Here is a 23,835-nt window from a genome sequence, read left to right on the forward strand (position 1 = left end):
GAAATATGCCTCCATATGATCAATGAGGGATTGTTGTGCTTCCGCAAAAGCCTTTTCCGCGGATTCACGATTCACCGGATCGCCTTTGCCGATGAAACGATCCCCTAGGTAGATTTCGCCTTCTTCGGTCACGCGCGCTTTTTTGCCTTCGCGCATTGCAGAGGCAAAGCCCTCCCCGGCGTTTTCCAACAGCACAACATCTTCGTCTAGCAACATGTGCGGGCCATAATTTGGCACGCCGCCTTCGGTGAATCGTGAATCCGCGGAAAAGGCTTTTGCGGAAGCACAACAATCCCTCATTGATCATATGGAGGCATATTTCGGCAACACAATCCAGTTTATTCATTCGGAAGGGCCGCTGTTGATTGACGGCTTAGGCATTCCTGATGTTCCAACTGGTCTGGCAGGACGCAAAGTCCTCGTGGTTAGTCCTGGTGTGCACCATCGTGCGCAAATCAAGAATTTGCGCAATTTCATTCGCGAATATCAGCCATCGATTATCGGCGTGGAACAAGCCGCTGATACTTTGCTGGAAATGGGGTATACCCCAGATATTATCGTTGGTAACCCCACTGCAATGGAGGCCGATTCACTGCGTTGTGGTGCGCAGGTTGTGTTGCCAGCAGACCCAGATGGGCATGCCCCAGGTCTGGAGCGGATCCAGGATCTCGGCGTTGGAGCCATGACTTTCCCGGCAGCGATTGATAATGCTACTGATCTAGCATTGCTTTTGGCTGATTACCACGGCGCAAGCTTCATTGTGAACGCCGGCAGCACATTGGACTTAGGAGATATCTTCCAACAAGCAGAATATGCCAGCCCCGCGGCGTTGTTGACCAGGACCAAAGTAGGTTCGAAACTCGTAGATGCTAATGCGGTTATTGGCTTGTACCAGACTGGCAGAGGTGTTGCTGCAGGTTGGCTTTGGGCAGCACTTGGGGTCTTGGTGGCGCTAGCTGCGTTAGTGCTGATTGTTGGTATCGCGGGAAGCGGTAATTTCGCTGAGAACATTGCTTCTACGTGGGATAATATTTTCGCGACTGTGCAAGGTTGGTTTAGCTAATGGCTGGTACTCCACGAGCAGGTGTCGGAATCGCTGGTGCCGGAATCGGTCTAGCTCTAGGTGCGGGGCTGGGGGTATTTTTGCTTAGCCCTAATATCCCGGGTGCGATGAATACTGGTGCGTCCAGTGATACTGTGGCGAGTTCTGAATATGAGTCGCTGGAAGCCGAAGGAAAATTCGCGCAGCGCAAAGCCGAAGCCGCTGATGAGGTCGTTGCTGCCGCCGGGCAAGATATCATTAATGGCGTACTCGATGAACAGCCTGTTTTGGTGCTAGCAACAGCCGATGCCAGCGACGAGGATGTAGAAAAACTGCGGGCATCATTGCAACGAGCTGGTGCGATTGATTCGGGGTTAATTAAACTTTCCGAGAAGTTTTTTACTCAAAACGGTGCAGACCAGCTTAAAACGATAGTGGCAAATACCTTGCCTGCGGGTACTGAACTTTCTGCCGATAATCGGGATCCTGGCACCCATGCAGGACAAGCGTTGGGCGCGGCTCTGACCTTTGCCGAAGGCACGGATACACCGAATTCCACCACGGAAGACCGAGGGTTACTGCTGGAAACTTTAGCGGACGCTGAGTATTTAGAGTATGAGTCCGGCACTATCCTTCCCGGGCAGGCTATCGTAATGGTCACCGGATCCGGCTCTACGGCTAGCGGTGCAGATTTTGTGGCAAAAAACCAAGCTGCTTTCGCCGAAGCCCTGGATGAAGCGGGCGGGGCCACTGTAATTGCCGGTCGCGTAGGCCATGACGAGGCGAGCAACGTGATTACTCAATTGCGTGGAAGCGACAGCACCGCCGGAGCTGTAAGCACTGTCGAAGCCGTGGATCAGACATGGGGACGCTTGGCGGCGGTTCTCGCCGTCGCCGAACAACTAGAAGGCGGCAGCGGCGCTTATGGCTTTTCCGAAAACGCCGATGAGGTTTTGCCGGAGCATTAAGCGTGCATAACGAGCAAAACCAGGAACTACAGCAGCGCGGCGAGCACGTTTTTTCCACGCTCAATTCGGAGCTGCTTGCGCAAGGCCCCATCGTTGGGCTGCGCCGGGATACTGTTTCGATGCCGGGCGGGGGCGAGGCCACGCGGGAAATCCTGGAACACTTCGGTGCCGCGGCGATTGTCGCGGTGGACGAAGACAACCGGATTGCGATGATCCATCAGTATCGCCACGCTTTCGGGCAGCGGTTGTGGGAGATCCCGGCCGGGTTATTAGATCAGGCAGGTGAGACGGCATTCGAATGCGCACAGCGTGAGTTGTTGGAAGAAACCGGGGCGCAGGCAGCACGGTGGGCGGTTCTCGGCGATATTGCTCCTAGCCCGGGGATATCGGATGAAGCCACCCGAATTTTTCTCGCGCGAAATATCAGCACAGTAGCCCGGGATCCAGCTGAGCAGGGTGCATCCGGTCTAGGAGCTCAGATCGGTGATTCTGGAGATGAAGAAGCCGATATGGAATTAGCCTGGATAGCTCTTGACGACGCCGTCGCCAAGGTTTGCGCTGGTGAAATCATGAATGCTTCTGCCGTGACGGGCATCTTGTTGGCGCACCACCATGTGGTAACAGGCACGCAGCTGCGCAGTGTGGAAGCTCCATTCGCATTGCGCCCGACTGCGTTGGCGCAGCGTCGGCAAGCATCTGGAACGCTGCAACCGGGTGCAGCGTTGACCCAGATAACCGAGACAGACAACCACGAATAATGGCTGCTACAGCGCAAGAGATTGCAGATACTTGGCTGGACCACCTAGCGGTGGAAAAAGGACATTCGGATAACACGCTGCAGAGTTACCGACGCGATATCCGGCGCTACCTCACGTGGTTGGAGCAACTGGGATATACGCACTTAGGCCAGGTAACTGCGGCAGATTTGGAAGGTTATTTGCGTGATCTGCAGACTGGATTTGCAGGCTATAAACCTTTGGTAGTGGCATCGACGAGCCGGGCGTTCATCGTGGTGCGGGGATTGCACAAGTTTGCTTTGAGTGAGGGCGAATTGGCAGAAGATGTGGCCGCGGGCATTGCGCCGCCGAGTGCTGCACAAAATTTGCCGGATGCCTTGTCCATTGCTGACGTTGAACGCTTGTTAGATGCAATCCCGACTGGGCAGGCGGCAACCCCAGTGAATATTCGGGACCGGGCTTTATTGGAATTGTTGTATTCCACAGGTACCCGCATTTCGGAGGCTTTGGATATTACGCTCGATGATTTTCGTCATGCTGCTGATGGGGAACGGATCCTTCGGGTAACCGGTAAAGGCTCGAAACAACGCATCGTTCCCATTGGTCAGGCTGCGATCGACGCGTGTAACGAGTACGTGGTGCGGGCCCGGCCGATGCTGGCGAAAGGAACTAGCCACGCTTTGTTTTTGAATACGCGTGGCGCGCAGTTGAAGCGACAGTCAGCGTGGAAGGTGCTACAAGAAGCTGCGCAACAGGCGGGGATTAGCACCAAGATTTCCCCGCACACGCTGCGGCATTCATTCGCCACGCATTTGCTCTCCGGCGGAGCTGATGTGCGTACCGTACAGGAATTGCTAGGTCATTCTTCAGTAGCTACTACGCAAATTTATACCCACGTGAGTGCGGATGATATGCGGGAAGTCTGGGCGCAGTCGCACCCCCGGGCGTAGTTGCTGGGTGTGCACATAAAAGAGGGAGTAAAAAGTCGTGCCAAAGCAAACAAAAGATTCGCAGAGATCAGATAATTCTACCAAAATCGTTTGTGGAATTATCGATTAAATAGGTTAGTCTTAGATATTGATTTTCTGGGCAATCTGTGTAAGGTGAACCTCATGCAATATTTATCCCGGCGTGTTCAATCTGAAGTTTCGGTTTATCGGCATACGATAAACCTGCGAGCAATTCTTATTTTTTCGGTTGCACTCTTTTCTGCTGTTGTTCTTGTAGCATGCAGTAATGAGAAACTTGCCGATGATTCTTCTGTAGGTGGATCTTCTGCTGCTGAAACTGAAGATCCTCGCATTGTGGCGCTCGATTGGCGGTACGAAGAAATCCTTCATGCGCTTGATCTGGAGCCAGTCGGAATTGTGGAAATCGGACAATCAAAGGCACCAGCTACCCTGGAAGGTAAACTTGACGGCATTGAATCTGTTGGGCAAGCGAAACAACCAAATTTGGAAGTGATTCAATCGCTCGAACCTGACTTGATTCTGGCAAGCCCAACGCGTCATGCTGCGATAATGGATCAACTAGCTGAGATTGCTCCAACGGAATCTTATTCAGACGATAGCTATGTCGATGTTTTGGATGCAATGGACGAAATCGCAGCTAAATACGATCGTCAAGACAAGGCACAAGAAGTGCGTAACCGTATTGAAACTAAAGTGGAAAAGGCTAGAGACGTAGTCCCGGACGGCACTCGTTCTGCACTGATTGGCTGGACGAAGGACACCTTGTATACCTGGGTGGATCCTTCATTCCCAGCTTCGTTATTAACTGCTGCAGGCTACGAATACGGTTACCAGGGAGAAAAGAGTGCGATCGAATCAAAGACAGATGTAGCTGAGCTCACCGGTGATAAGCTGTCAACAATGGAGTTAGACACTCTGTTTCTTTATAACGATCAAGAAGCTTTCCACAACAGTCCATGGGCTGACGTTGTCGATGACGTGGTTGACGTCGAACAAGATACCTGGTCGCGCTCACGCGGACCGATAGCTGCCGAGGTTATGCTCGATAAAATTATCGACCACGCGCTACAGAAGTGAACGTAGAAACGGAAGCTAAGACTAGTACCAACGTCCGTGCCAGGACGCGAACAATACAAGTTCGCGCGCTCGTAACAGTGGTCGGAGCGCTTATTGGCATTACAGTGATAGTTTGCTGGCGTATGCTACAGGTTGAAGCTCCCCAGAATGCTGAATGGTTGCTCGCCGAAGTTGTCGCGGTTAACCGCGATCGCCTTATCGTTGCAGTTGTTGTCGGGATGTGCCTTGGGGTAGCAGGCGTTCTTCTGCGGACAGCTACAAAAAATCCGCTAGCAGATCCGGATATCGTAGGTGTTAATTCTGGCGCGGCATTTGGAGCGGTAGCAGCAAGTGCCTTTTCAGGGAATTCGGGTAGTTTAACTCTATTACCTTGGGCATTACTCGGCGCGACAGTCGCGGGTGCGATTACGGTTTTTTTCGGGCTACGCGGTTCCGCTACCCAGTCACAGCAAATATCTGTGCAGCGCATGGTTTTGCTGGGAATTGCGGTGAGTGCACTATTTAGCGCTTTAACATCGATTGCTTTGGTCCTTGATGAGGCACAGTTAGCGACTGTACTATCGTGGCTTTCCGGCAAACTTGCCGGTGTAAGGCTATCAGAAATCTGGACTGCACTAATTTGCCTAATTATCCTGTTGCCACTGATGGTCATGAGCGGTAAACAACTCGATACGTTGACTGCGGATGAGCAAGTCGCTACTGCATTTGGTGCAAAACCGGCGTTATTGCGGTTACTTGCGATCGTGGGTGCGATTATTCTTATAGCTCCCTGTGTTGCTGCGACTGGACCGATTGGATTTTTAGGTCTTATGGCTGCTACGGCTGCTCACCGGGTTTGTGGTGTTAACCACCGGTGGGCGTTACCCGTGGCAGGGTTACTTGGTGCATTCGTGCTGTTGCTCGCAGATATTGTCGGTCAAGCGGTATGGGCTCCGGCTGAGACTCCCGTAGGAATCATTACCGCCATTGCTGGTGTCCCTGTGCTGCTATGGGGAATAAACCACATGTCTAAAAAGTCTTAGGCCTACTGGTGGAGGATGAAATAATGGGCGCCCAATCGACAACGCGGTTTATCGTTGCCTTTGTTATCGCGAATGCGGTTTTACTCTTGACGATTGTGCTTGCCCTGGGAATTGGAGCTGTAGCTGTACCTCCTAGTGAAGTCGTACTACGCCTGATGGAGGCCGATAACCTCATCTGGAAATTCCGCGTCCCGCGAGCGCTTGTTGGCGTGTTTGCGGGTGCCGGGATGGCGATTTCTGGTTGCTTACTGCAGCTAGGGCTACGGAACCCGCTTGCCGCCCCAGATACCGTAGGCATTACTGCAGGAGGAGGGCTTGCTGCGGTAGTCGCATTGCTCGGCGCAGGTGCATTGCCGGCACAAGCTCTCACCCCGGTCGCGCTAGTCGGAGCTTGTATAGGTGCAGGCTTAGTTATAGTTGCTTCCGGAAAAGGCGTGAATAATCCGATTCGCTTAGCATTGACCGGTGTTGCAGTTTCTGTAGGACTTGGCGCAGTCACGCAGTTATTACTTGTTCGTACTGCACCCGAAGCTGGGGCCGCAATGGCGTGGCTGAAAGGCTCGTTGTATGCACGTTCGCTTTCGGATGCTGTTGTTGTCGGTCCGATTGTCGTTACCGTATTTTGCTTGAGCCTGATCATCGCGAAGCATTTTGATGTCTTGTTGCTTGATGACGCCACAATGAAGGGAATCGGAGCGGTGCCGTTGCGCTGGCGGCTGCTCGCCGTTGGTTGTGCGATCGTTAGCGGCGCGGCTGCCGTGGCGGCAGCTGGTGTACTCGCATTTGCGGGGTTAATCGTACCGCATTTAGCACGTCTATTGGTTGGCCCGCATTTATTACGGCAATTACCAATGGCAACAGTCATCGGGAGTGCATTAGTTGTTGGTTCTGATGCGCTGGGACGGTGGATGTTCAGCCCGACTGAGATACCAGTTGGTGCGCTGATTGCGGTAATAGGCGCACCGTACTTCGTATTCTTACTCATGCGAATTACATCAAAAGGTACCTGAACTGAGTAGGTACAATTTGTTCAAATATACGATACAAATTTTAGGGGCCGAGATGAATTCCGGAAATACTGATGCACTCACCGGACACAATATCGTCGCAGGGTATAGCGATGCACCGGTCTTACGGAATGTTAGCGTAGATATTCCGAAAAACATGGTCACCGCGATAATAGGACCGAATGGCTCTGGTAAATCAACGTTATTGAAAGTGCTCGGACGTCAATTGTCGCGGTCTTCAGGAGTAGTTAAGCTCGGAGACGTTAAGCTAGAAAACTTTTCCTCCCGCGATTTTGCCCGAATGGTTTCGTATCTGCCCCAACGGCCAACAGTCTCTGAAGGACTTACAGTCCGTGACTTAATCAGCTTTGGAAGGTATCCCTATACAGGAATTTTTGCGAATTTATCGCACGAGGATTATTTGGCAGTCGAAGACGCAGCCGAACAAACTGGAATCGCAGAGTTATTGGATCACGATGCAACAAATTTGTCGGGTGGCCAACAGCAACGGGTATGGATCGCAATGGCGATCGCTCAACAAGCGTCGACGCTGTTACTGGATGAACCAACAACGTATCTTGATCCCGCATTCCAACTATCGACGCTCGATTTGGTCAAGAAGTTGCATCTTGATGGGCATACTGTAGTGATGGTCTTACACGACATCACCCAAGCTGCACGATATGCGAATCATGTTATCGCGATGAAGGATGGTGTAGTGGTACGTGCCGGAAATACTGCAGATGTATTGACTAAAGAACTGATATATGATGTTTTTGCGGTTAACTGTTTGTTGCTGGAAGATCCGGCGACGGGAAGGAAATTACCCGTTCCGTACAGTTTATGAGGCGAGGGCTACTCTTGACTATTTCTAAAACAAGGTTATGCTTGCCTTTGTGAGGTTTGAGGTGCTCTAGGTTTTGTTCCGTCTAAGTAGAAGGGAAAACCTGGAGAATGCCAAAGAAATTTGACCAAGATGCCAAGGATTGAGTCGTCCGCCTTGTGGAAGACCGCATCTTGGCGAAGAACATGTCGATGCAGGAAGCATGCACGATTGTGACACCGAAACTAGGTGTCTCGTGGCATACTGCCCGGCAATGGGCACAGGCGGCTCGTCGCGAAGGACGCGTCACTAATCCTGTGCCTGAAGATTTTGTTGCAGAGGTTGACCAAGCTGAGTCGTGAAAACCACAAGCTACGCGACACCAATGAGTTGTTGAAAGCTGCCTCAGCTTTTTCGCATCGGAACTCGACCCGACACGTTAAGAAATGATCCGATTCATCGATGAATACCGGAATCGTTTCACAATCGAGTTCATCTGCTACAACGGTGAAGAATAATCGTGAAAGTGGCTTCATTACCTCGCGTGGTTACCGGCAGTCCGAAGCCCGGGGTTTACGTGCCCGGGCTCTTCGCGACGGAAGCCCTCATGGAACATACTCACGATCTTTATGCTGAAAATTACAGTGTCTCAGGCGTGTGGACAATGCGGCATACCCTTCAACGTGAAGGTATCGCTATCGGTCGTGAGCAGACTGCCAGGTTGATGCGTATGGCTGCCCTGTCTGGTAGAGGCAAAGGCGGGAGACCTGTCACCACCCGCACACACAAGAGGCCGGATCTACGACCTGACCTCGTTAATCGTGAATTCAAAGCACCGGGACCAGGAAAACTGTGGGTGGCTGACATTACCTATGTACGGACAGGAAAAGGATTCGTCTACACCGCTTTTGTCACCGATGTGTTCTCTCGGAGAGATCGTCGGTTGGGCACTGTCTGATTCGATGCGGACTTCAGGCGCTGTCGCTCCAGGCGCTCCACCGGGCGATTGTCAGTGCTAAGGAAACTTCCAGGGTTGGTTCACCATTGTGACCACGGGTCGCAGTATGTCAGCGTTGTCTACAACGAGCGAGGTGCCCAGCATGGGATAACTGCGTCCACTGGGACTATTGGCGATTCCTATGACAATGCCCTGACCGAAAACGTCAACGGCCCTTCACAAGAACGAGCTCATCCATGCCAGTACTTGGAGTGATGTCGTCGACGTGGAGAGTGCGACCTTCGACTGGGTGAATTGGTGGAACGACGCAAGGTTTCATTAGAGCGTTGGCTACCGTACACCAACGGAGATTGAATCAGAGTTGTGGAACCGACAACCGGACCGAGAAAGATAGAAAACAAGGCAAATGCCTAGGAACAAACCCCAGGTTACTTCAAGGGAATGGACGCAGGGGGTAGACGAAAATTGCGGCAATGCTCGGTTTGTCAACGGTAATCAGGAACAAGTTTTTAGAAAACCCTATACATACTCAGCAATTCCATGTAATGTAAGTGATTAAGATCACAATGAAGAGGGCTAAGCTGCCTGAGGGCTGAGGTGACTATTTATAAAAAATCATGGTTGCAGTTTTTGTGTTGATCATTGTTGCTCGTGCAACGAGAGGCAATGGGTCAAGAATCTACTGGTTGAGCCCCGTAAGAATTTGAGATCGAATCGGGAAAAACATTGGGATACATCCTGGGATACCGATTGATGGAGTCATACTATGCTAAATAGTTTCAGGTTTTATTGGAGACAAGCCCCAATCAGAGTGATCTTCACTGTCATTGTGGCGCTAGCGCTGCTTGTTGGGGCGGCATTCGCTGCCTCAACAACGCAAGACTCGCATGGAGTCGACACTACGACAGGTGTAGCGCCTATAGACTCCGGAAAAATTTTGCGTTCGTATCCCTCTGAGAATGAATGTAATGCAAAGGCTAATTATTACAACGACCAAGGGTGGTACCACATGAAAGTCTATTGTTTGTATGACTACGAAAGGGATAATGGCATATGGTTTCTGATGGAGCAATGACCTTGCAAGAAGAGCTAACTCAGACTAGCCCGTTACAGGAGGCGCTGTAGTATAGCCAGAAAACCATTACCGAACGCGCATTTGCATTGGAAGACAAGTGGAAGCGCACGCCACCTGTGGAGGGCTTTTCCGAAGACAATTTCTATTCGCGGGCAAATCTATTACTCGTGCGCGATGCTGGAATTTCTGAGCATGATCTTTTTCTCTATATCGCGGCGGGTGGTTTCCGCGCGCACAGTGATGCCTTCTGGTATTTCGGGTCCCATTTGGAAAAAGACCATCATGTTGTGGTCGATTCTTTGCTGTGCTCACCGAGCCTAGAATCGATGCTTAATGTCCACGTCGCCGTAAGATACTTGGACAAAGAGTTTATGCTGGATTTCATCGAGGCCATGTGGAACGGGGAACCCTTCGGTATGTAGAACTTTGGACCCACGTCGTAGCCGGGTTGAGCAGTTATTAGTTCAAGGCTTTATCCTTGTCTATTGTGTTCGCTTGTCAAGCAGGTGGACTTTTTTAATAACAGCGTTGTAAGTTTGGTGTATCAACGCGGAGGTATTCTGCTGACCGCCGGAGGTCGGTGTAGACGAGCATCTCTGGATTTAGTCTTGATGCAGGAAGGCGAGGACATGAGTGACGACGGGCTCTTTGAGGCGGAAACAACCGGCCTCACCGGCCGCGCAAAACGTGAATTCTCGCAACCGAAGCCACTAGACAAACACGGCCCGGCCACGATTATCTCCATGTGCAACCAAAAAGGTGGCGTCGGCAAGACCACCACGACCATCAATTTGGGTGCCTGTATCGCAGAGCATGGCCGTAAAGTCCTGTTGGTTGACTTGGACCCGCAGGGGGCATTGTCGGCGGGTTTGGGCATTTCGCATGACCGTTTAGAAGACACCATCTACGACGTCATGTTGGACAACCACACCAGCATCCACTCCGCAATTTTGCATACCGATACCGCAAACCTCGATGTCGTTCCTGCGAATATTGACCTTTCTGCTGCTGAAATCCAGATGGTCAACGAAGTTGGTCGTGAGCACACTCTGGCTCGTGCGCTGCGTCCGGTAATGCGGGATTACGACTTCATCATCATCGACTGCCAGCCGTCCTTGGGCTTGCTGACGGTAAACGCGCTTGCGTGTTCACACGGCGTGATCATTCCGATGGAATGCGAATACTTTTCCTTGCGTGGGCTGGCGCTGTTGACCGACACCGTCGAAAAAGTCTCTGAACGCATCAACTTTGACCTGGAAGTTCTGGGCATTTTGGTCACGATGTTTGACCGACGCACCAAACACGCCAGGGAAGTAATGGATCGCGTCGTTGAGGTTTTTGATGAAAAAGTCTTCGATACCGTGATCACACGCACCGTCCGCTTCCCAGAGACCTCCGTGGCTGGCGAGCCCATCACTAGCTGGGCACCAAGTTCACAGGCCACCCAGCAATATCGAACCTTAGCGCTTGAGGTTATGGAGCGCACTGCTAACGCTCAGGCATGACGCACAGTCGCACTGCGCAGAAAAAGCAGAGAGAGCAGAGCCAGCCGGGAAACCCAGAACAACCAGAGATCACTGGTTTTCGCCTGGCTTTGGCGAATTTCGAGGGGCCCTTTGACCTGCTGCTGCAGCTTATCCATTCCAAAAAGATGGATATTACAGACATCGCTCTGCACGAGGTCACCGACGAATTTTTAGCGTATACCCGTTTTCTTGACGCCAGCGCTGGCTTAGACGAACGCACAGAATTCCTTGTTGTTGCAGCAACCTTGCTGGACCTGAAAGCAGCACGTTTGCTTCCGCGTGGAGAAGTCGACGACGAAGAAGACCTCGCATTGCTGGAATCGCGAGACCTCTTGTTCGCCCGGTTGCTGCAATACCGCGCATACAAACAAGTTGCAGAGTTATTTGCAGACTGGCAACGCAACGCACAGCAACGATACCCGCGGGCCGTGGCCATCGAAGAACGCTTTGCTGAATTACTACCTCCGTTGCACTTGGGGCATAGCCCGGAATCGTTCGCAGAATTAGCGGCAGGAGTATTCCGCCCGAAACCTCCCGAGGAAGTCGGCACCGATCACGTACACCGGGTGGCAGTTTCAGTGCCCGAACAAGCAGGTGTGATGCTGAACTCGCTGAAATTGCTCGGATCCAGTGAATGGACGACATTTGCAACCCTGACCCGTGATTGCCCAGATACCATGCATATCGTGGGTCGATTTTTGGCGCTGTTGGAGCTGTACAAGGCGCGTGCGGTGGATACAGAACAACCCGAGGCCTTGGAAAAACTATCTGTCGCATGGACTGGCTTGGACGTGGACCCAGCCGTCGTTGGTGCGGCAAATTGGGAATAAGTCGGGAACAAATACCAGTGGCTGTCAATAAGAGCGGTTGTCAGCGAAAATGGGTGACTGTGAGAATGGCTGCTAGCAAGAATAGGCGTAAAGGAACACGATGAGCATGGACGATAACCCGGCACAATCTACCGATCTGCCACTGATTTCTCAGCTGCGCAGCCAATTAGAGTCCATCTTGCTCGTCATCGATGCACCAGCGAGCGCTGCGCACCTGGCTCGAGCACTCGGCGTCGCTAAGCCCGAGGTCGTTGCACTATTGGAAGAAATTCGCGACGAATTCGACAGTCGTGGTTCAGGCATGCAGTTGCGCGAGAATGCAGAAGGCTGGCGTTTGTATACGCGCACTGCAAACGCCACCCCCGTCGAGGAATTTTTGCTTGATGGAAGCCAGACCAAATTGTCCCGCGCTGCCCTAGAAACCCTGGCTGTCATCGCATACCGACAACCGGTGACTAGGGCTCAGGTCTCGGCAGTCCGTGGGGTCAACGTCGATGGTGTTATGCGCACGCTGGCAATTCGCGGTATGATTCGCGAGGTTGAGGCAAGTCAGCACCCCGATCTCACGGAGGAGACGTCCGGCACAGCCCGATTCTATGTCACCACCGAGCTGTTTTTGGAACAATTGGGCATAGATTCTCTCGCTGCACTGCCTGATCTTGCGCCATTGCTGCCAGAACTCGACAGCATTGACGACGACTTTTAACCCGGCAGACGATAACAGCTTAAAGGACCGTGATCATCGTGACCGAAAACCACAGTAAAGCAACCGCAGAATCCATTGCCCAAGATTTAGGCGCAGATTGGATTTTTGCCGATGAGCCGACCAATGGCCAAGACAATGATGCAGGGCGCGAAGCCGTGCGGCTACAGAAAGTGTTGTCTCAGGCAGGCGTAGCTTCACGCCGACACTCGGAAATCTTGATTCGTGATGGGCGTGTGCAAGTCAATGGCAAGACCATCACGAAACAAGGCGTGAAGGTTGACCCGTCGCACGATATCATTCACGTCGACGGTGCTCGAATTAACGTGGACGAGGATAAAGCTTATTACGTGCTGAACAAGCCACGTGGCGTGCAATCCACCATGTCGGACGAGATGGGCCGGCGTTGCGTCGGTGATCTAGTCCTCGGCAAGTTAGATGCTGGCGAAAGGCTGTTCCATGTCGGACGTTTGGACGCCGACACCGAAGGTTTGCTGATCCTGACTAACGACGGCGAGCTTGCGAATCGCCTGATGCACCCGAAATACGAGGTATCCAAGACTTACCTGGCGGAAGTGCTCGGTGAGGCAGGTCCGAAGTTGATTTCTACGCTGCGCGAAGGAGTGGAGCTGGAAGATGGTATGGCGAAAGCGGATTTCGTTCGCATCATCGATAAAAACCAAGGATTTTCGTTGGTACAGGTAGAGCTGCATGAAGGTCGCAAGCACATCGTGCGTCGCATGCTGAAAGAAGCCGGCTATCCGGTCCAGCGTCTGGTGCGTACTAAGGTGCACACGGTGCAGCTCGGTGAACAAAAACCCGGTGTCCTGCGGGCGTTGAATTCCTCTGAGCTGACTTCGCTGTATAAAGCAGTGGGCATGTAGAAAACACCAGCAGTTAATACACAGTAATACACACAGACTAGACAGAAACGATAGAAACGAATTTATGATTACAAACATGCCTGACGACGGCCTACTTGTCGCCGTCGACGGACCTTCCGGAACCGGGAAATCCTCCACCTGCCGTGCGCTGGCGAAACAACTGGATGCCAAATATCTCGATACCGGAGCAATGTATCGGGTAGCCACCCTCGCCGTACTTCGTGCCCAGGTGGATCCGCTCGATAGCTATGCGGTTATTGAGGCGACCCGCGATCTGCCGATTGAGATTAGCGATGACCCGGAATCCAGCGCGGTGCTTCTCGACGGTGAGGATGTCTCGGAACCGATCCGAGGGCAAGCCGTGACGACGCATGTCTCGTCTGTCTCGGCCATCCCGGAGGTTCGGGAAAACTTGGTGCAATTGCAGCGTGAGCTCGCTTTTGCCGCCCACCGCGTGATTGTGGAAGGCCGTGATATTGGCACCGTCGTGCTGGGGGATGCGCCGACGAAGATTTTTCTCACTGCTTCTGCGGAAATCCGCGCGCAGCGTCGGCACGACCAGAACCTGGCGGCCGGTCGGGAATCGTCGTTTTCTGCGGTGCTTGCCGACGTCCAACGCCGCGATGCGGCCGATTCCGCGCGTGCTGCCTCGCCGCTGCGCCCAGCTGATGATGCGGTGCTGGTTGATACCTCGGAACTGTCGCTGGAGGAAGTCCAACAACAGATTATTGATATTATCCAGGGTCTAGACTTGACCGATTCCGGTGATCCGAAGGATCCGAATGACTTCGCGACGCAATACCGTGAATACACCGGCGCGGATTTTGACGATGCGGAATTTTCCGAAGCTGTCTCTGCTGCGCAGGAAACCAGCGCTTCGAGCGCTGACGGCGAGCCAGACTGGGACGCTTTGGAAGAAGAATTCCTGTCTGCACTGGGCGGCACCCAAGTAGAAGAAGCCCTGTGCACCGTAGCGATCGTGGGACGGCCCAACGTTGGCAAGTCCTCGCTGACGAACCGCTTTTTGGGTCGTCGTGAAGCAGTTGTCGAAGACGTACCTGGTGTCACCCGCGACCGGAACTCGTACTTAGCCGAATGGGCAAACCAGCGGTTCTGGGTACAAGATACTGGTGGCTGGGATTCCAATGTCAAAGGCCTCAACGCGCATATCGCACGCCAAGCAGAAGTGGCGATGGATACCGCAGATGTCATCATTTTTGTCGTTGATACCCGCGTCGGAGCCACTGAGACTGACATCATGATGGCGCGCAAGCTGCAACGCTCGAAAGTACCGGTGCTGCTGGTGGCCAACAAGTTTGATTCACCGCAGCAATATGCTGATCTTTCGCTGTTTTATAGCCTGGGATTGGGCGATCCATGGCCGGTCTCGGCGCTGCACGGTAACGGTTCCGCTGACGTTCTCGATGAGATGTTGCGTTTGTTCCCAGAAACCCCACGGCAAACCTCGATTACCTCTGGACCGCGCAAAGTGGCTTTGGTGGGCAAGCCGAACGTCGGCAAGTCCTCGCTCCTGAACAAATTCGCCAACGAAGAACGCTCGGTGGTCGATAACGTTGCTGGTACCACGGTGGACCCAGTGGACTCCATGGTGCAACTCGATGAGCAGATGTGGCGTTTCATCGACACCGCAGGTCTGCGCAAAAAGGTAAAAAACGCGCAAGGTCATGAATATTATGCGTCTCTGCGTACCCGTGGCGTGATCGATGCTGCAGAAGTCTGCGTGCTGTTGATCGATGCCTCTGAGCCGATCAGTGAACAAGACCAGCGCGTACTCGCCATGATCTTGGAATCTGGGAAATCCCTAGTCCTCGCGCTCAACAAATGGGATCTGATGGAAGAAGAACGCCGCTTCTTGTTGGAACGCGAGCTGGAACAACAGCTTCGGCATATCCCATGGGCGACGCGCGTGAACATTTCGGCTAAAACAGGCCGTGCGCTCAACAAGCTGGAACCAGCGATGATCGCAGCCTTGGAAAGCTGGGACAAGCGTGTGACTACGGGACAGTTGAATAACTGGATCCGCGAGGCTATCGCGGCGAACCCACCGCCTATGAAGAACAATCGTTTGCCTAAGGTACTGTTTGCTACCCAGGCAGGCACGCAGCCGCCGACCATCGTGTTGTTTACGACCGGATTCCTGGATGCCGGATACCGGCGCTACCTCGAGCGTAAATTCCGAGAGCGCTTTGGTTTTCACGGCACCCCAGTGCGCATTGCTGTCCGGGTGCGTGAGCGCAAAACTAAGCGCAAGTAGTCGAAACTAGCTTTAGCTGGGCATTAGTCAGAAATTAACAGTCAATGCCCGGCGCTAGCCTGGCAGCTCTGGCCTTAGCCCGTGTGCGGGCCTCGTTCATAAACAAAGGCGTCTGTGCGATAGGGCAGCGTTATGGTATCTGTACGTGATTTCTCCCAGAAATCTAACAGGTACCAATTTAAATTCCCGGTCAACCGGTTGCGCATTCGCTGGTTTGCACGCTGCCAATAGCTGCGCGAATGCATCAGTTCATGCACGCCGGCAACGCTGAGTTCTTGCGTCATAGTGGTCCGTAGCGTATCTACCAGCTGCCACGGAGCATGGACGGTTGGGAAGAACCCGGCTGGTTGGATATCCCCAGAATGCATGATCCGTGCCAGCCGGAGTATTTCTGGGCGGGAGACGTCCAAAGTATTCCATACCAATAGCAGCCTGCCGCCCGGCGCGAGCACACGATCAGCTTCCTGGCTTGCAGCTGCGACATCGAACCAATGCCAAGATTGTGCGTAGCTCAGGCAATCTACGGAATCTCGTGCCAGGCCGGTGGCTTCCGCGCTGGCCTGCCACGTCGGCACGCCTAGTTTTCGGTGCAGGAACTGCGCCATGCCTGCTGACGGATCAAAGGCGTAAACTTGGTGGCCGGCAGCATCGAATACGGCGCTGAGCTGACCGGTTCCAGCACCGCCGTCGACGACGCGTGCGTTTGCTTGGTTACGCGTGGCCAAGTGGGCGAGTTCGTTTGGGTATCCGGGCCGGATTGCATCGTAGGCTTCCGCCGAAAATGCCTCGCCCGCTGCACGGCGCAACTCTGCGCTTGCAAAGGTGGGGCTGGTTTTGGCAGATGCCTTGAAAAACACAGGAGAAGTCATCGGTACACAAACTAATACACGAAAAGCTGGCGTGCAGCAGCCAGCACCTTTAATGGTTACCCCGGCCGAGAGATTGCCCGGAAATTCGACCCCTTCGTTGCCGGGTTCAAATGATCGCTTGTGGTTGTTGAAGACGATTTTTCTGCATCCGCGTCTAACAATTCCTGCTGCAGCAATGACAGTAATCATGTTTTTGTGCACCGGTCTGACTCCAGTGATTGTCGGGTACGCGATTGATGATGCCATTGCCGACGGTGAATTTGCAGAGCTGTTGCGCTGGTTAGCGGTCTTGGTCTTGGTATCTGCGGTGCATGCAACGTGTGGATGGTTTGGGCGCAAGTACCTGGTGCTCGCAATGCTGCGTACTGGGCATTCATTGCGTATGGCGGTGACCGACCGGATCTCTCATCCCCGGGGGCTTGGTGGCCAGCGACGAACAGCAGGCGAGTTGCTGTCTATTGCTTCGAGCGATACCCAGCGGATTGCTGATGCAGTCTTGATGGCGGTGTTTCCGTTTGCGGAATTTGCCTCGATTATTTACGTCGGGGTAATGGTGAGCATGATTAGTGTTCCCCTCGGCATTGCGGTGTTGGTGGGCGGTCCTGTGATGGTGTGGATTTCCCTGTCAGCTTCTGGCCCATTACGCCGACGTTCCGGGAAACGCCAGCACTGGCTGGCTGAGGCCGCAGCCACGGCAACCGATGTGGTGCATGGCCTGCGGATTTTGAAAGGGATTGGCGCAGTAGACACAGTGTATGAGCGTTATCAGCAGGTGTCTGATGATGCGTATTCTGCGACCGTTCGGGCCCACGGTGCACGTTCGGTGCTCGATGCTATTACGGAAACCATCGGGTCGGTTTATATCATCGTCATTGGTATTGCTGCTGGTGGGCTGGCCCTGGGGGAGGTCATCAGCGTGGGAGAGTTAATTACGGTTATCGGTTTGACGCAATTCATCATTACCCCGATGACGATGCTCGGGAAAAATATTTCTTCGAAATGGGCTACCGCGCAAGGGTCAGGCGATCGCATTAGGTCTGTGCTCGCAGCTCCCTATGCGCTAGCGGAGGCACAGGCCGGCGTCAATTGGGAACTTTTCCCAGAAAACGCGCGTCCGAGACCAGGGGTATTAACAGTTATCGTCGGCACGGTGCCGGCTGGTCTGGAGTTGTTGCCACGCGAACAAGTACTGGTGGCCCCACACGACGGGCAACTATTTAGCGGGACCATCGCTGAAAATATTCTGGATCGTACGGACACCATGAGTACGCAGGAGATTCTTGATCGGGTGGAGCCAGCACTAGTAGCTGCAGCTGCCGATGATATTCCTGGTGGTGCACAACGACGGGTAGGCGAATCGGATGGTGATCTCTCTGGTGGCCAGCGCCAGCGGGTGGCTCTAGCTCGTGCGCTTGCTCGTGACGCGGAGGTACTAGTTTTAGATAATCCTACGACCGCCGTCGACTCTGTCACGGAACACACCATCGCTCAGCGGGTCGCTCAGGCTCGTCGTGGGAAAACCACAGTGGTTTATAGTTCCTCACCTGCTTGGCGCGAGGTAGCAGATGTTGTGCAGGCGGGTGAGTGATCATGTCGAACGCGTCTGGTGTGCCGCAGGGTGCTGCATTTGCCACCGCCTCATTTTCCACAGTTCGCCGTATTGTCGGTACGCAGTTACGCCGGATCCCGCGGGCAGCCAGCCAGTTTTGGTGTGCAATGCTGCTGCTAAGCGCTGGCGCTTTGGCGAATGTTCTAGTGCCCCGGCAACTAGGGAAGATTGTTGATGAGGTTGTGGCTGAAGACGGTAGTATCACCGTAATCGCGGTGTGGCTGGTGGCATTGGCGTTAGCCTCCGCTGTGCTTTCGGCGGGCGGGTTGTACGTTATCGGTGCGTTGATCGAACGGGTGATATCAAATCTTCGAGAAACGATGGTCGGTACCGCATTGCGTCTGCCGGCGCATGAGGTGGAAGAAGCCGGTTCGGGGGATTTGGTATCACGCGCGACCGATGATGTTGCAGAACTTTCCGCTGCAGTGAGTGAGACAGTGCCGGTGTTGTCGAAATCCGTGTTCATGGTCGGCGCAACGGCAATTGCGCTGATAGCTATTGACTGGCAGTTCTTCGTCGTTATTGCGGTCGTGGTGCCGATCTATTGGTGTGCTGTGCGTCGTTATCTGCGGGTGGCTCCGCCGCGCTACATCGCGCAACGTGAAGCAATGGCGCAACGTGCCCGGCGCGTATTGGAGTCTATCCACGGTGGGCCCACGGTGCGTGCCTACGGCTGGGAAGATGCCATGCATGCGCGTGTGCAGGAGAGTTCATCGCAGGTCGTGACCTATGGTTTTGCTGCGCGGCGCACGATGATGACCCTTGGTTTGTGGGTTTGGTTGGCCGAGTTTTTGCTTTTGTCGCTGGGGCTATTGGTTGGTTTTTTCGTAGTTGATAACGGATATCTCACTGTCGGAGCCGTGACAGCGGCGATGTTGATGTTGATTCGTCTTCGCGGCCCGATAATGGCTTTGATGCGAGTACTGGATACGCTGCAGGCCGGATATGCTTCGTTGAGTCGGATTGCAGGAGTCATAGCCTGCCCGCCGCAGCCGGTGCCGGATTCGGGAGCTGGCGTACCGCGTGGCGAGCTCGCCATAAAGAATGTTTGTTTTTCTTATTCAGCGGGATCTAGTGGTGCTGTAAACCCGGAAAACGTGGACGAGTCGAGCGGTTCTACAAACGCTGTCGATGACGTTTCGCTGACGATTCCACCTGGTTCCACGGTTGCTGTCGTGGGAGCATCTGGGGCAGGAAAAACGACTTTAGCTGCGTTAGCTGCCGGGTTACGTGTTCCGGATTCGGGCGAGATTCTTGTCGACGGAACCGAGGTGGCACAGCTTTCTGATCGGGAACGAGCGGGCCGTTTAGCGATGATTTCGCAGGATGTTTATGTGTTTTCTGGCAGTCTGCGCGATGACCTTACCTTGGCGCGTCCTGGCGCTAGCGATGAAGAATTGCTTGGAGCCTTGCATAGCGTGCATGCAGATTGGGTGGAATCGCTTGCCGACGGACTGGAGACCGTGGTGGGTGCGCGGGGGCAACAGCTTAACCCGGTGCAAGCGCAGCAGCTTGCGTTGGCCCGTGTGTGGCTAGCGGATCCAGCATTGGTGATCATGGATGAGGCTACTGCAGAAGCTGGTTCGGTTGGGGCCGAGAAGCTGGAAGCTGGTGCAGGTGCGGTTGCCGCTGGTCGCACAGCGGTGATAGTGGCACACCGTTTAGATCAGGCGGCATCTGCGGACCAGGTCGTCGTCATGGACAAGGGTAGAGTGCTTGAGCGGGGAACTCATGCAGATTTGGTTGCTCGAAATGGTCGCTATACTGAGCTGTGGGAGGCCTGGAGTTCGGGTCGCTAAGGCAATATTTGTTTTATGTGGTAAAACTATTTGCGTAACCGATGAATTAGATAGATGCATGTGGTAGCACGCTGCGCACCAGGCTGGGGTAGGTGACATTGGCACGAGCAAGAATGACACTAGCTGGTTTGCTACCAGGCATACTGCAGATGTACTCGAGGCGTAGCGTTCGTACCCAATTAGCCGGGGTTTTCTGCGCTTTTGCCATAGCTGCTGCCGGTTGCAGCAATATGGACGATGGCACGCAATCGACCCAACATGTCCCTGAATCCGAGCATGCGCAGGCACTGGACCGGGAGATGCAGACGTTTCCACACCCCACCGGCGCCCCGGTGGCAGGAGCGTTGCCCGGTGAGACTACTCGAATTAACTTGCCGAGTGGTCGCAGCTATTTGGTGCATCTGCCTGCTGGCTACGATCCGTCGGAGCCGTGGCCATTGATCTTAACCTTCCACGGGTGGGGGCAAAACGGCCAGTCCTTGGCGACTGCCACACACTTCGATGCAGCTCGTGCTATTTCCATTTATCCGGATGGGGCCCCAAGCAAAGCTCCTAACCAGAATAAAAAGGCCTGGGCTCCGGCACCTTATGCGAATACCAGCGGGGGCGAAGACCTCGAGTTCGTTGACGAAATTATCAACTCCGCGCGGCGTACCTGGAATATAGACGATAGCCAACTTTTTGCTGTGGGGTTTTCTAATGGCGGAGGTTTTGCACAATATCTTGCGTGTCAACGGCCGGCGCAGTTCCAAGCTATAGCCACGGTGTCGGCTGCTTATTACACTGCGGTCGTAGAAAAATGTGCCCCGGGAGCCGTGGGGCATTTGGATATCCACGGCACTGCAGATCAGATTGTGAGTTATGACGGCGGAACCCGGCATAACACGAAGTTCTTATCGGTGCCCGAAATCATGGGTGTGGCTGCGCGCCGAAACCACTGCGGGCATAGTATTGAACAGCAATGGTTAGTTGGTGGCGCCAAACGAACTAGTTATACGGATTGCGCAGCGCCAGTTGATCACATTCGTATCGAAGGCGGCAAGCATTGGTGGCCGGGCTATAGCGCAAACCGTAATGATGCGATGCCAGAGAATTTCGCTACCGATAAGATCTTGGACTTCTTCCGGATTCCGGGGCGTCCTTGAACCGCGGAAGTTAAGCGCTACCGATGGCATACTAAGCAGTAGACTAAGCGTCTATTATTTCACGACCGGAAGGATATTGAGCAAGCGTGGGAAAATTCGATTGGTTCTGGAACGCCATGGGTGCAAAATCGGCGAAGCACGAGAAGCAATCGCGTAAAATCGTCGGCCAAGCCCAGCAACAGGCCGCGGATTTTGACTCACTGAGCGACGATAAACTACGTGAGCATGCCCGTAGCTCAGTGAATCCCAGTGGTGAGATCACCGATAAGTCCACGTTTTTGGCGGCACTTGCTACGGCAAGTTCTCGCAAGCTGGGGCTGCGCCCGTACGACGTGCAATCTCAGGCTGTACTGCGATTGTTGACGGGCGATGTCATCCATATGGCGACCGGCGAAGGTAAAACTTTGGTTGGCGCGATGGCAGCCACTGGTTTTGCGCTCAGCGGAAAACGAGTGCATGTGGTCACAGTCAATGATTATCTTGCACGCCGCGATGCCGAATGGATGCGCCCGCTCGTAGAGAGCTTTGGGCTAGAGGTAGCTGCAGTGACCGAGTCCATGGACACGGCGCAGCGTCGACAAGCGTATGCCGCTGATGTGGTCTATGCACCGGTGAAAGAGCTAGGGTTTGATGTACTACGGGACAACCAAATTACTTCTCGTGAGCAGGCTGTATTTCAACAAGCTGACGTAGCGTTAGTTGATGAAGCAGATTCTGTACTGGTGGACGAAGCCCTGGTGCCGCTAGTGCTTGCAGGAACCCGAGCCGACCAAGCTACAGACCCACGCGTGACCACCGTGGTAGCCAACCTAAAGCAGGAACGCGACTACACCATCGGCACTGACGGTCGCACGGTGTTCCTTACTGACGATGGTGCGGCGACGGTGGAAAAGGAACTAGGAATCGATTCGCTTTATAGTGATGAACATATCGGAAGTACTTTGGTGCGGGTGAACCTCGCTTTGCATGCAAAAGCCCTACTTATCCGTGATATCCATTATTTGGTTCATGATGGCGAGTTGAAACTGATTGATACCGCGAAAGGTCGGGTTGCTGACCTGCAGCGTTGGCCGGACGGATTGCAAGCCGCAGTCGAAGAAAAAGAAGGACTGAAAGTCACAGAAGGCGGCCGAATTCTCGATACGCTGACCATTCAAGAACTAATGCGTCGCTACCCGCAGTTGTGTGGCATGACCGGTACCGCTGTTGAAGCCACAGACCAGTTACGCGAATTTTACGGTTTGTACGTTTCCGAAATTGCTCCGAATAAAGCGCCGCAGCGGTTCGACGAAGCAGATCGCGTCTATGCCACGGTGGCTGAGAAAACCCAGGCCTTGTTAGACGAAATTGAATTGCTGCATGCACAGAAACAGCCAGTATTGATTGGCACTCAGGATGTTGCGGAATCAGAAAGCCTGGACGCCGCTCTAACAGAACGTGGAATCAATGCGCAGGTGCTCAACGCGAAAAACGATGCCGAGGAAGCAGCGATTATTGCCGAAGCTGGTATGCCAGGCAGGGTCACTGTATCAACGCAGATGGCTGGCCGCGGTACGGATATCAAATTAGGGGGCACCGATGGAACCCACTATCAAGAAGTCAAAGACGCCGGTGGCTTGGCAGTGCTGGGAACCACGCGCCACCGGAGCTCGCGTTTAGATAATCAATTGCGGGGCCGTGCAGGACGCCAGGGGGATCCGGGGTTGAGTCTGTTTTTCGTCTCTTTGGAAGACGATGTGGTCATTTCCGGCGGGGCAGGTGAATCCGTAGAAGCCCAGCCGGACGGGAACGGCCGGATTGATTCTGGGCGTATCGTAGATTTTATCGCTCATTGCCAGAGGGTGACAGAAGCTCAATTGCTGGAAATCCATAGTCAGACCTGGAAATACAACAAATTGTTGGCAGATCAACGGGAAATCATCGATGAGCGCAGGAGTAGTTTGCTCGACACGGATAAAGCCTGGACGGAACTCCGTAAGTATGAACCAGAGCGTGCCGCCGAATTGGTTGCCGCGGGTCTTGCCGACGACGTATTGGTGCAAGCAAGCCGCGAGATCATGCTTTACCATCTTGATCTCGCCTGGGCGGATCACCTTGAACATATGGATGATGTTCGTGAATCGATTCACCTGCGCGCGATCGCCAGGGAAACCCCGATCGATGAGTATCACCGGATTGCGGTGCGCGAATTTAAAGAAATCGTGCGTCGTGGTGTAGAGGCTGCTAGAGAAAGTTTCCGTGAGGTAGTTATCGATAATGCCGGTGCACATCTTTCCGAAGGGGGCCTAGCTCGCCCATCTGCGACTTGGACGTATATGGTCTCGGACAATCCGCTCGCTGGCTCGGGAAATTCTGCATTGAGCGGAATCGGCAACCTATTCCGCTAATGAACGCAGGCTTAACTAGCGACCCGATCTTCTAGGCAGGTGACTAGCCGAAAAGCCCCGCGGTTTGAATTACGAGTATGGTATTTGGCGGGGTTTTCGTAGTTGAAAAAATGCTAAAGAAAATAACT

21 protein-coding genes and 2 pseudogenes are annotated in these 23,835 nt (G+C 53.6%); 21 read left to right on the forward strand and 2 right to left on the reverse strand.

The genetic code is table 11. The features are described 5' to 3' along the window. Positions 1-237 (reverse strand): annotated as a pseudogene (locus tag A5774_RS04850) (thiamine pyrophosphokinase); the annotation flags it as partial. Positions 238-247: 10 nt separating this feature from the next. Here A5774_RS04850 and steA point away from each other — a divergent pair. From steA to der, 17 genes and pseudogenes are all read left to right on the forward strand, one after another. Continuing rightward, positions 248-1,063 (forward strand): annotated as a pseudogene (gene steA / locus A5774_RS04855) (putative cytokinetic ring protein SteA); the annotation flags it as partial. Next, positions 1,063-2,010 (forward strand): copper transporter, encoded by a 948-nt coding sequence (locus A5774_RS04860; RefSeq protein WP_035000404.1) that lies wholly within the window; start codon positions 1,063-1,065, stop codon positions 2,008-2,010. The pseudogene steA and the gene A5774_RS04860, both read left to right, overlap by 1 nt. Before the next feature lie 2 nt (positions 2,011-2,012). After that, complete coding sequence (locus A5774_RS04865; RefSeq protein WP_064833634.1) at positions 2,013-2,768, forward strand: NUDIX hydrolase; 756 nt, start codon at positions 2,013-2,015, stop codon at positions 2,766-2,768. Next, positions 2,768-3,697, forward strand: a complete 930-nt coding sequence (gene xerD, locus A5774_RS04870; RefSeq protein WP_064833636.1) for a site-specific tyrosine recombinase XerD — start codon at positions 2,768-2,770, stop codon at positions 3,695-3,697. Before A5774_RS04865 ends, xerD begins: the two co-directional genes overlap by 1 nt. 162 nt (positions 3,698-3,859) lie before the next feature. Beyond that, positions 3,860-4,795 carry an ABC transporter substrate-binding protein gene (locus tag A5774_RS04875; protein ID WP_064833638.1) on the forward strand — a complete coding sequence of 312 codons (936 nt, stop codon included), beginning with the start codon at positions 3,860-3,862 and terminating at the stop codon, positions 4,793-4,795. A gap of 53 nt (positions 4,796-4,848) precedes the next feature. Further along, entirely contained in the window at positions 4,849-5,817 is a 969-nt protein-coding gene (locus A5774_RS04880; protein ID WP_064833690.1) for an iron ABC transporter permease, read from the forward strand. Positions 5,818-5,840: 23 nt separating this feature from the next. Then, positions 5,841-6,827, forward strand: a complete 987-nt coding sequence (locus A5774_RS04885; RefSeq protein ID WP_064833640.1) for an iron ABC transporter permease — start codon at positions 5,841-5,843, stop codon at positions 6,825-6,827. Between the two features lie 52 nt (positions 6,828-6,879). Continuing rightward, complete coding sequence (locus A5774_RS04890) at positions 6,880-7,671, forward strand: ABC transporter ATP-binding protein (protein WP_082936110.1); 792 nt, start codon at positions 6,880-6,882, stop codon at positions 7,669-7,671. Positions 7,672-7,826: 155 nt separating this feature from the next. Beyond that, a complete protein-coding gene (locus A5774_RS11675; protein ID WP_231892346.1) occupies positions 7,827-8,009 on the forward strand; it encodes a hypothetical protein in 183 nt (60 codons plus the stop codon). 245 nt (positions 8,010-8,254) lie between these two features. Beyond that, positions 8,255-8,605, forward strand: a complete 351-nt coding sequence (locus tag A5774_RS11930; RefSeq protein WP_369815526.1) for a hypothetical protein — start codon at positions 8,255-8,257, stop codon at positions 8,603-8,605. A 232-nt stretch (positions 8,606-8,837) separates the two neighbouring features. Beyond that, positions 8,838-8,927 (forward strand): hypothetical protein, encoded by a 90-nt coding sequence (locus tag A5774_RS11935; RefSeq protein ID WP_156519550.1) that lies wholly within the window; start codon positions 8,838-8,840, stop codon positions 8,925-8,927. Positions 8,928-9,847: 920 nt separating this feature from the next. Next, complete coding sequence (locus tag A5774_RS04910; RefSeq protein ID WP_156519546.1) at positions 9,848-10,102, forward strand: hypothetical protein; 255 nt, start codon at positions 9,848-9,850, stop codon at positions 10,100-10,102. A 207-nt stretch (positions 10,103-10,309) separates the two neighbouring features. Continuing rightward, complete coding sequence (locus A5774_RS04915) at positions 10,310-11,185, forward strand: ParA family protein (protein WP_018119497.1); 876 nt, start codon at positions 10,310-10,312, stop codon at positions 11,183-11,185. Then, a complete protein-coding gene (locus tag A5774_RS04920) occupies positions 11,182-12,036 on the forward strand; it encodes a ScpA family protein (protein ID WP_231892347.1) in 855 nt (284 codons plus the stop codon). Before A5774_RS04915 ends, A5774_RS04920 begins: the two co-directional genes overlap by 4 nt. Positions 12,037-12,142: 106 nt before the next feature. Beyond that, positions 12,143-12,742, forward strand: coding sequence for an SMC-Scp complex subunit ScpB (locus A5774_RS04925; RefSeq protein ID WP_021353132.1), 600 nt, complete (start codon positions 12,143-12,145; stop codon positions 12,740-12,742). Between the two features lie 29 nt (positions 12,743-12,771). Beyond that, positions 12,772-13,623, forward strand: a complete 852-nt coding sequence (locus tag A5774_RS04930) for a pseudouridine synthase (RefSeq protein WP_064833646.1) — start codon at positions 12,772-12,774, stop codon at positions 13,621-13,623. Positions 13,624-13,687: 64 nt separating this feature from the next. After that, positions 13,688-15,898 carry a bifunctional cytidylate kinase/GTPase Der gene (gene der / locus A5774_RS04935; protein WP_023019513.1) on the forward strand — a complete coding sequence of 737 codons (2,211 nt, stop codon included), beginning with the start codon at positions 13,688-13,690 and terminating at the stop codon, positions 15,896-15,898. Between the two features lie 74 nt (positions 15,899-15,972). On the opposite strand, the gene A5774_RS04940 is transcribed toward der, so the two are convergent. Further along, on the reverse strand, positions 15,973-16,767 hold the full coding sequence (locus tag A5774_RS04940) for a class I SAM-dependent methyltransferase (protein WP_064833648.1): 795 nt from the start codon (positions 16,765-16,767) through the stop codon (positions 15,973-15,975). Between the two features lie 175 nt (positions 16,768-16,942). On the opposite strand from A5774_RS04940, the gene A5774_RS04945 reads away from it, so the two are divergent. The 4 genes from A5774_RS04945 (at position 16,943) to secA2 (ending at position 23,707) form a co-directional block, all read left to right on the forward strand. Continuing rightward, entirely contained in the window at positions 16,943-18,355 is a 1,413-nt protein-coding gene (locus tag A5774_RS04945; protein ID WP_231892348.1) for an ABC transporter ATP-binding protein, read from the forward strand. Positions 18,356-18,357: 2 nt separating this feature from the next. Continuing rightward, complete coding sequence (locus A5774_RS04950; protein ID WP_064833650.1) at positions 18,358-20,175, forward strand: ABC transporter ATP-binding protein; 1,818 nt, start codon at positions 18,358-18,360, stop codon at positions 20,173-20,175. 149 nt (positions 20,176-20,324) lie between these two features. Then, positions 20,325-21,320, forward strand: coding sequence for a PHB depolymerase family esterase (locus A5774_RS04955; protein ID WP_231892349.1), 996 nt, complete (start codon positions 20,325-20,327; stop codon positions 21,318-21,320). Positions 21,321-21,406: 86 nt separating this feature from the next. Further along, positions 21,407-23,707 carry an accessory Sec system translocase SecA2 gene (secA2, locus tag A5774_RS04960; protein ID WP_064833652.1) on the forward strand — a complete coding sequence of 767 codons (2,301 nt, stop codon included), beginning with the start codon at positions 21,407-21,409 and terminating at the stop codon, positions 23,705-23,707. Positions 23,708-23,835: the final 128 nt, after the last annotated feature.

Source organism: Corynebacterium sp. EPI-003-04-2554_SCH2473622 (assembly GCF_001665955.1).
Taxonomy (GTDB): Bacteria; Actinomycetota; Actinomycetes; order Mycobacteriales; family Mycobacteriaceae; genus Corynebacterium; species Corynebacterium pseudodiphtheriticum.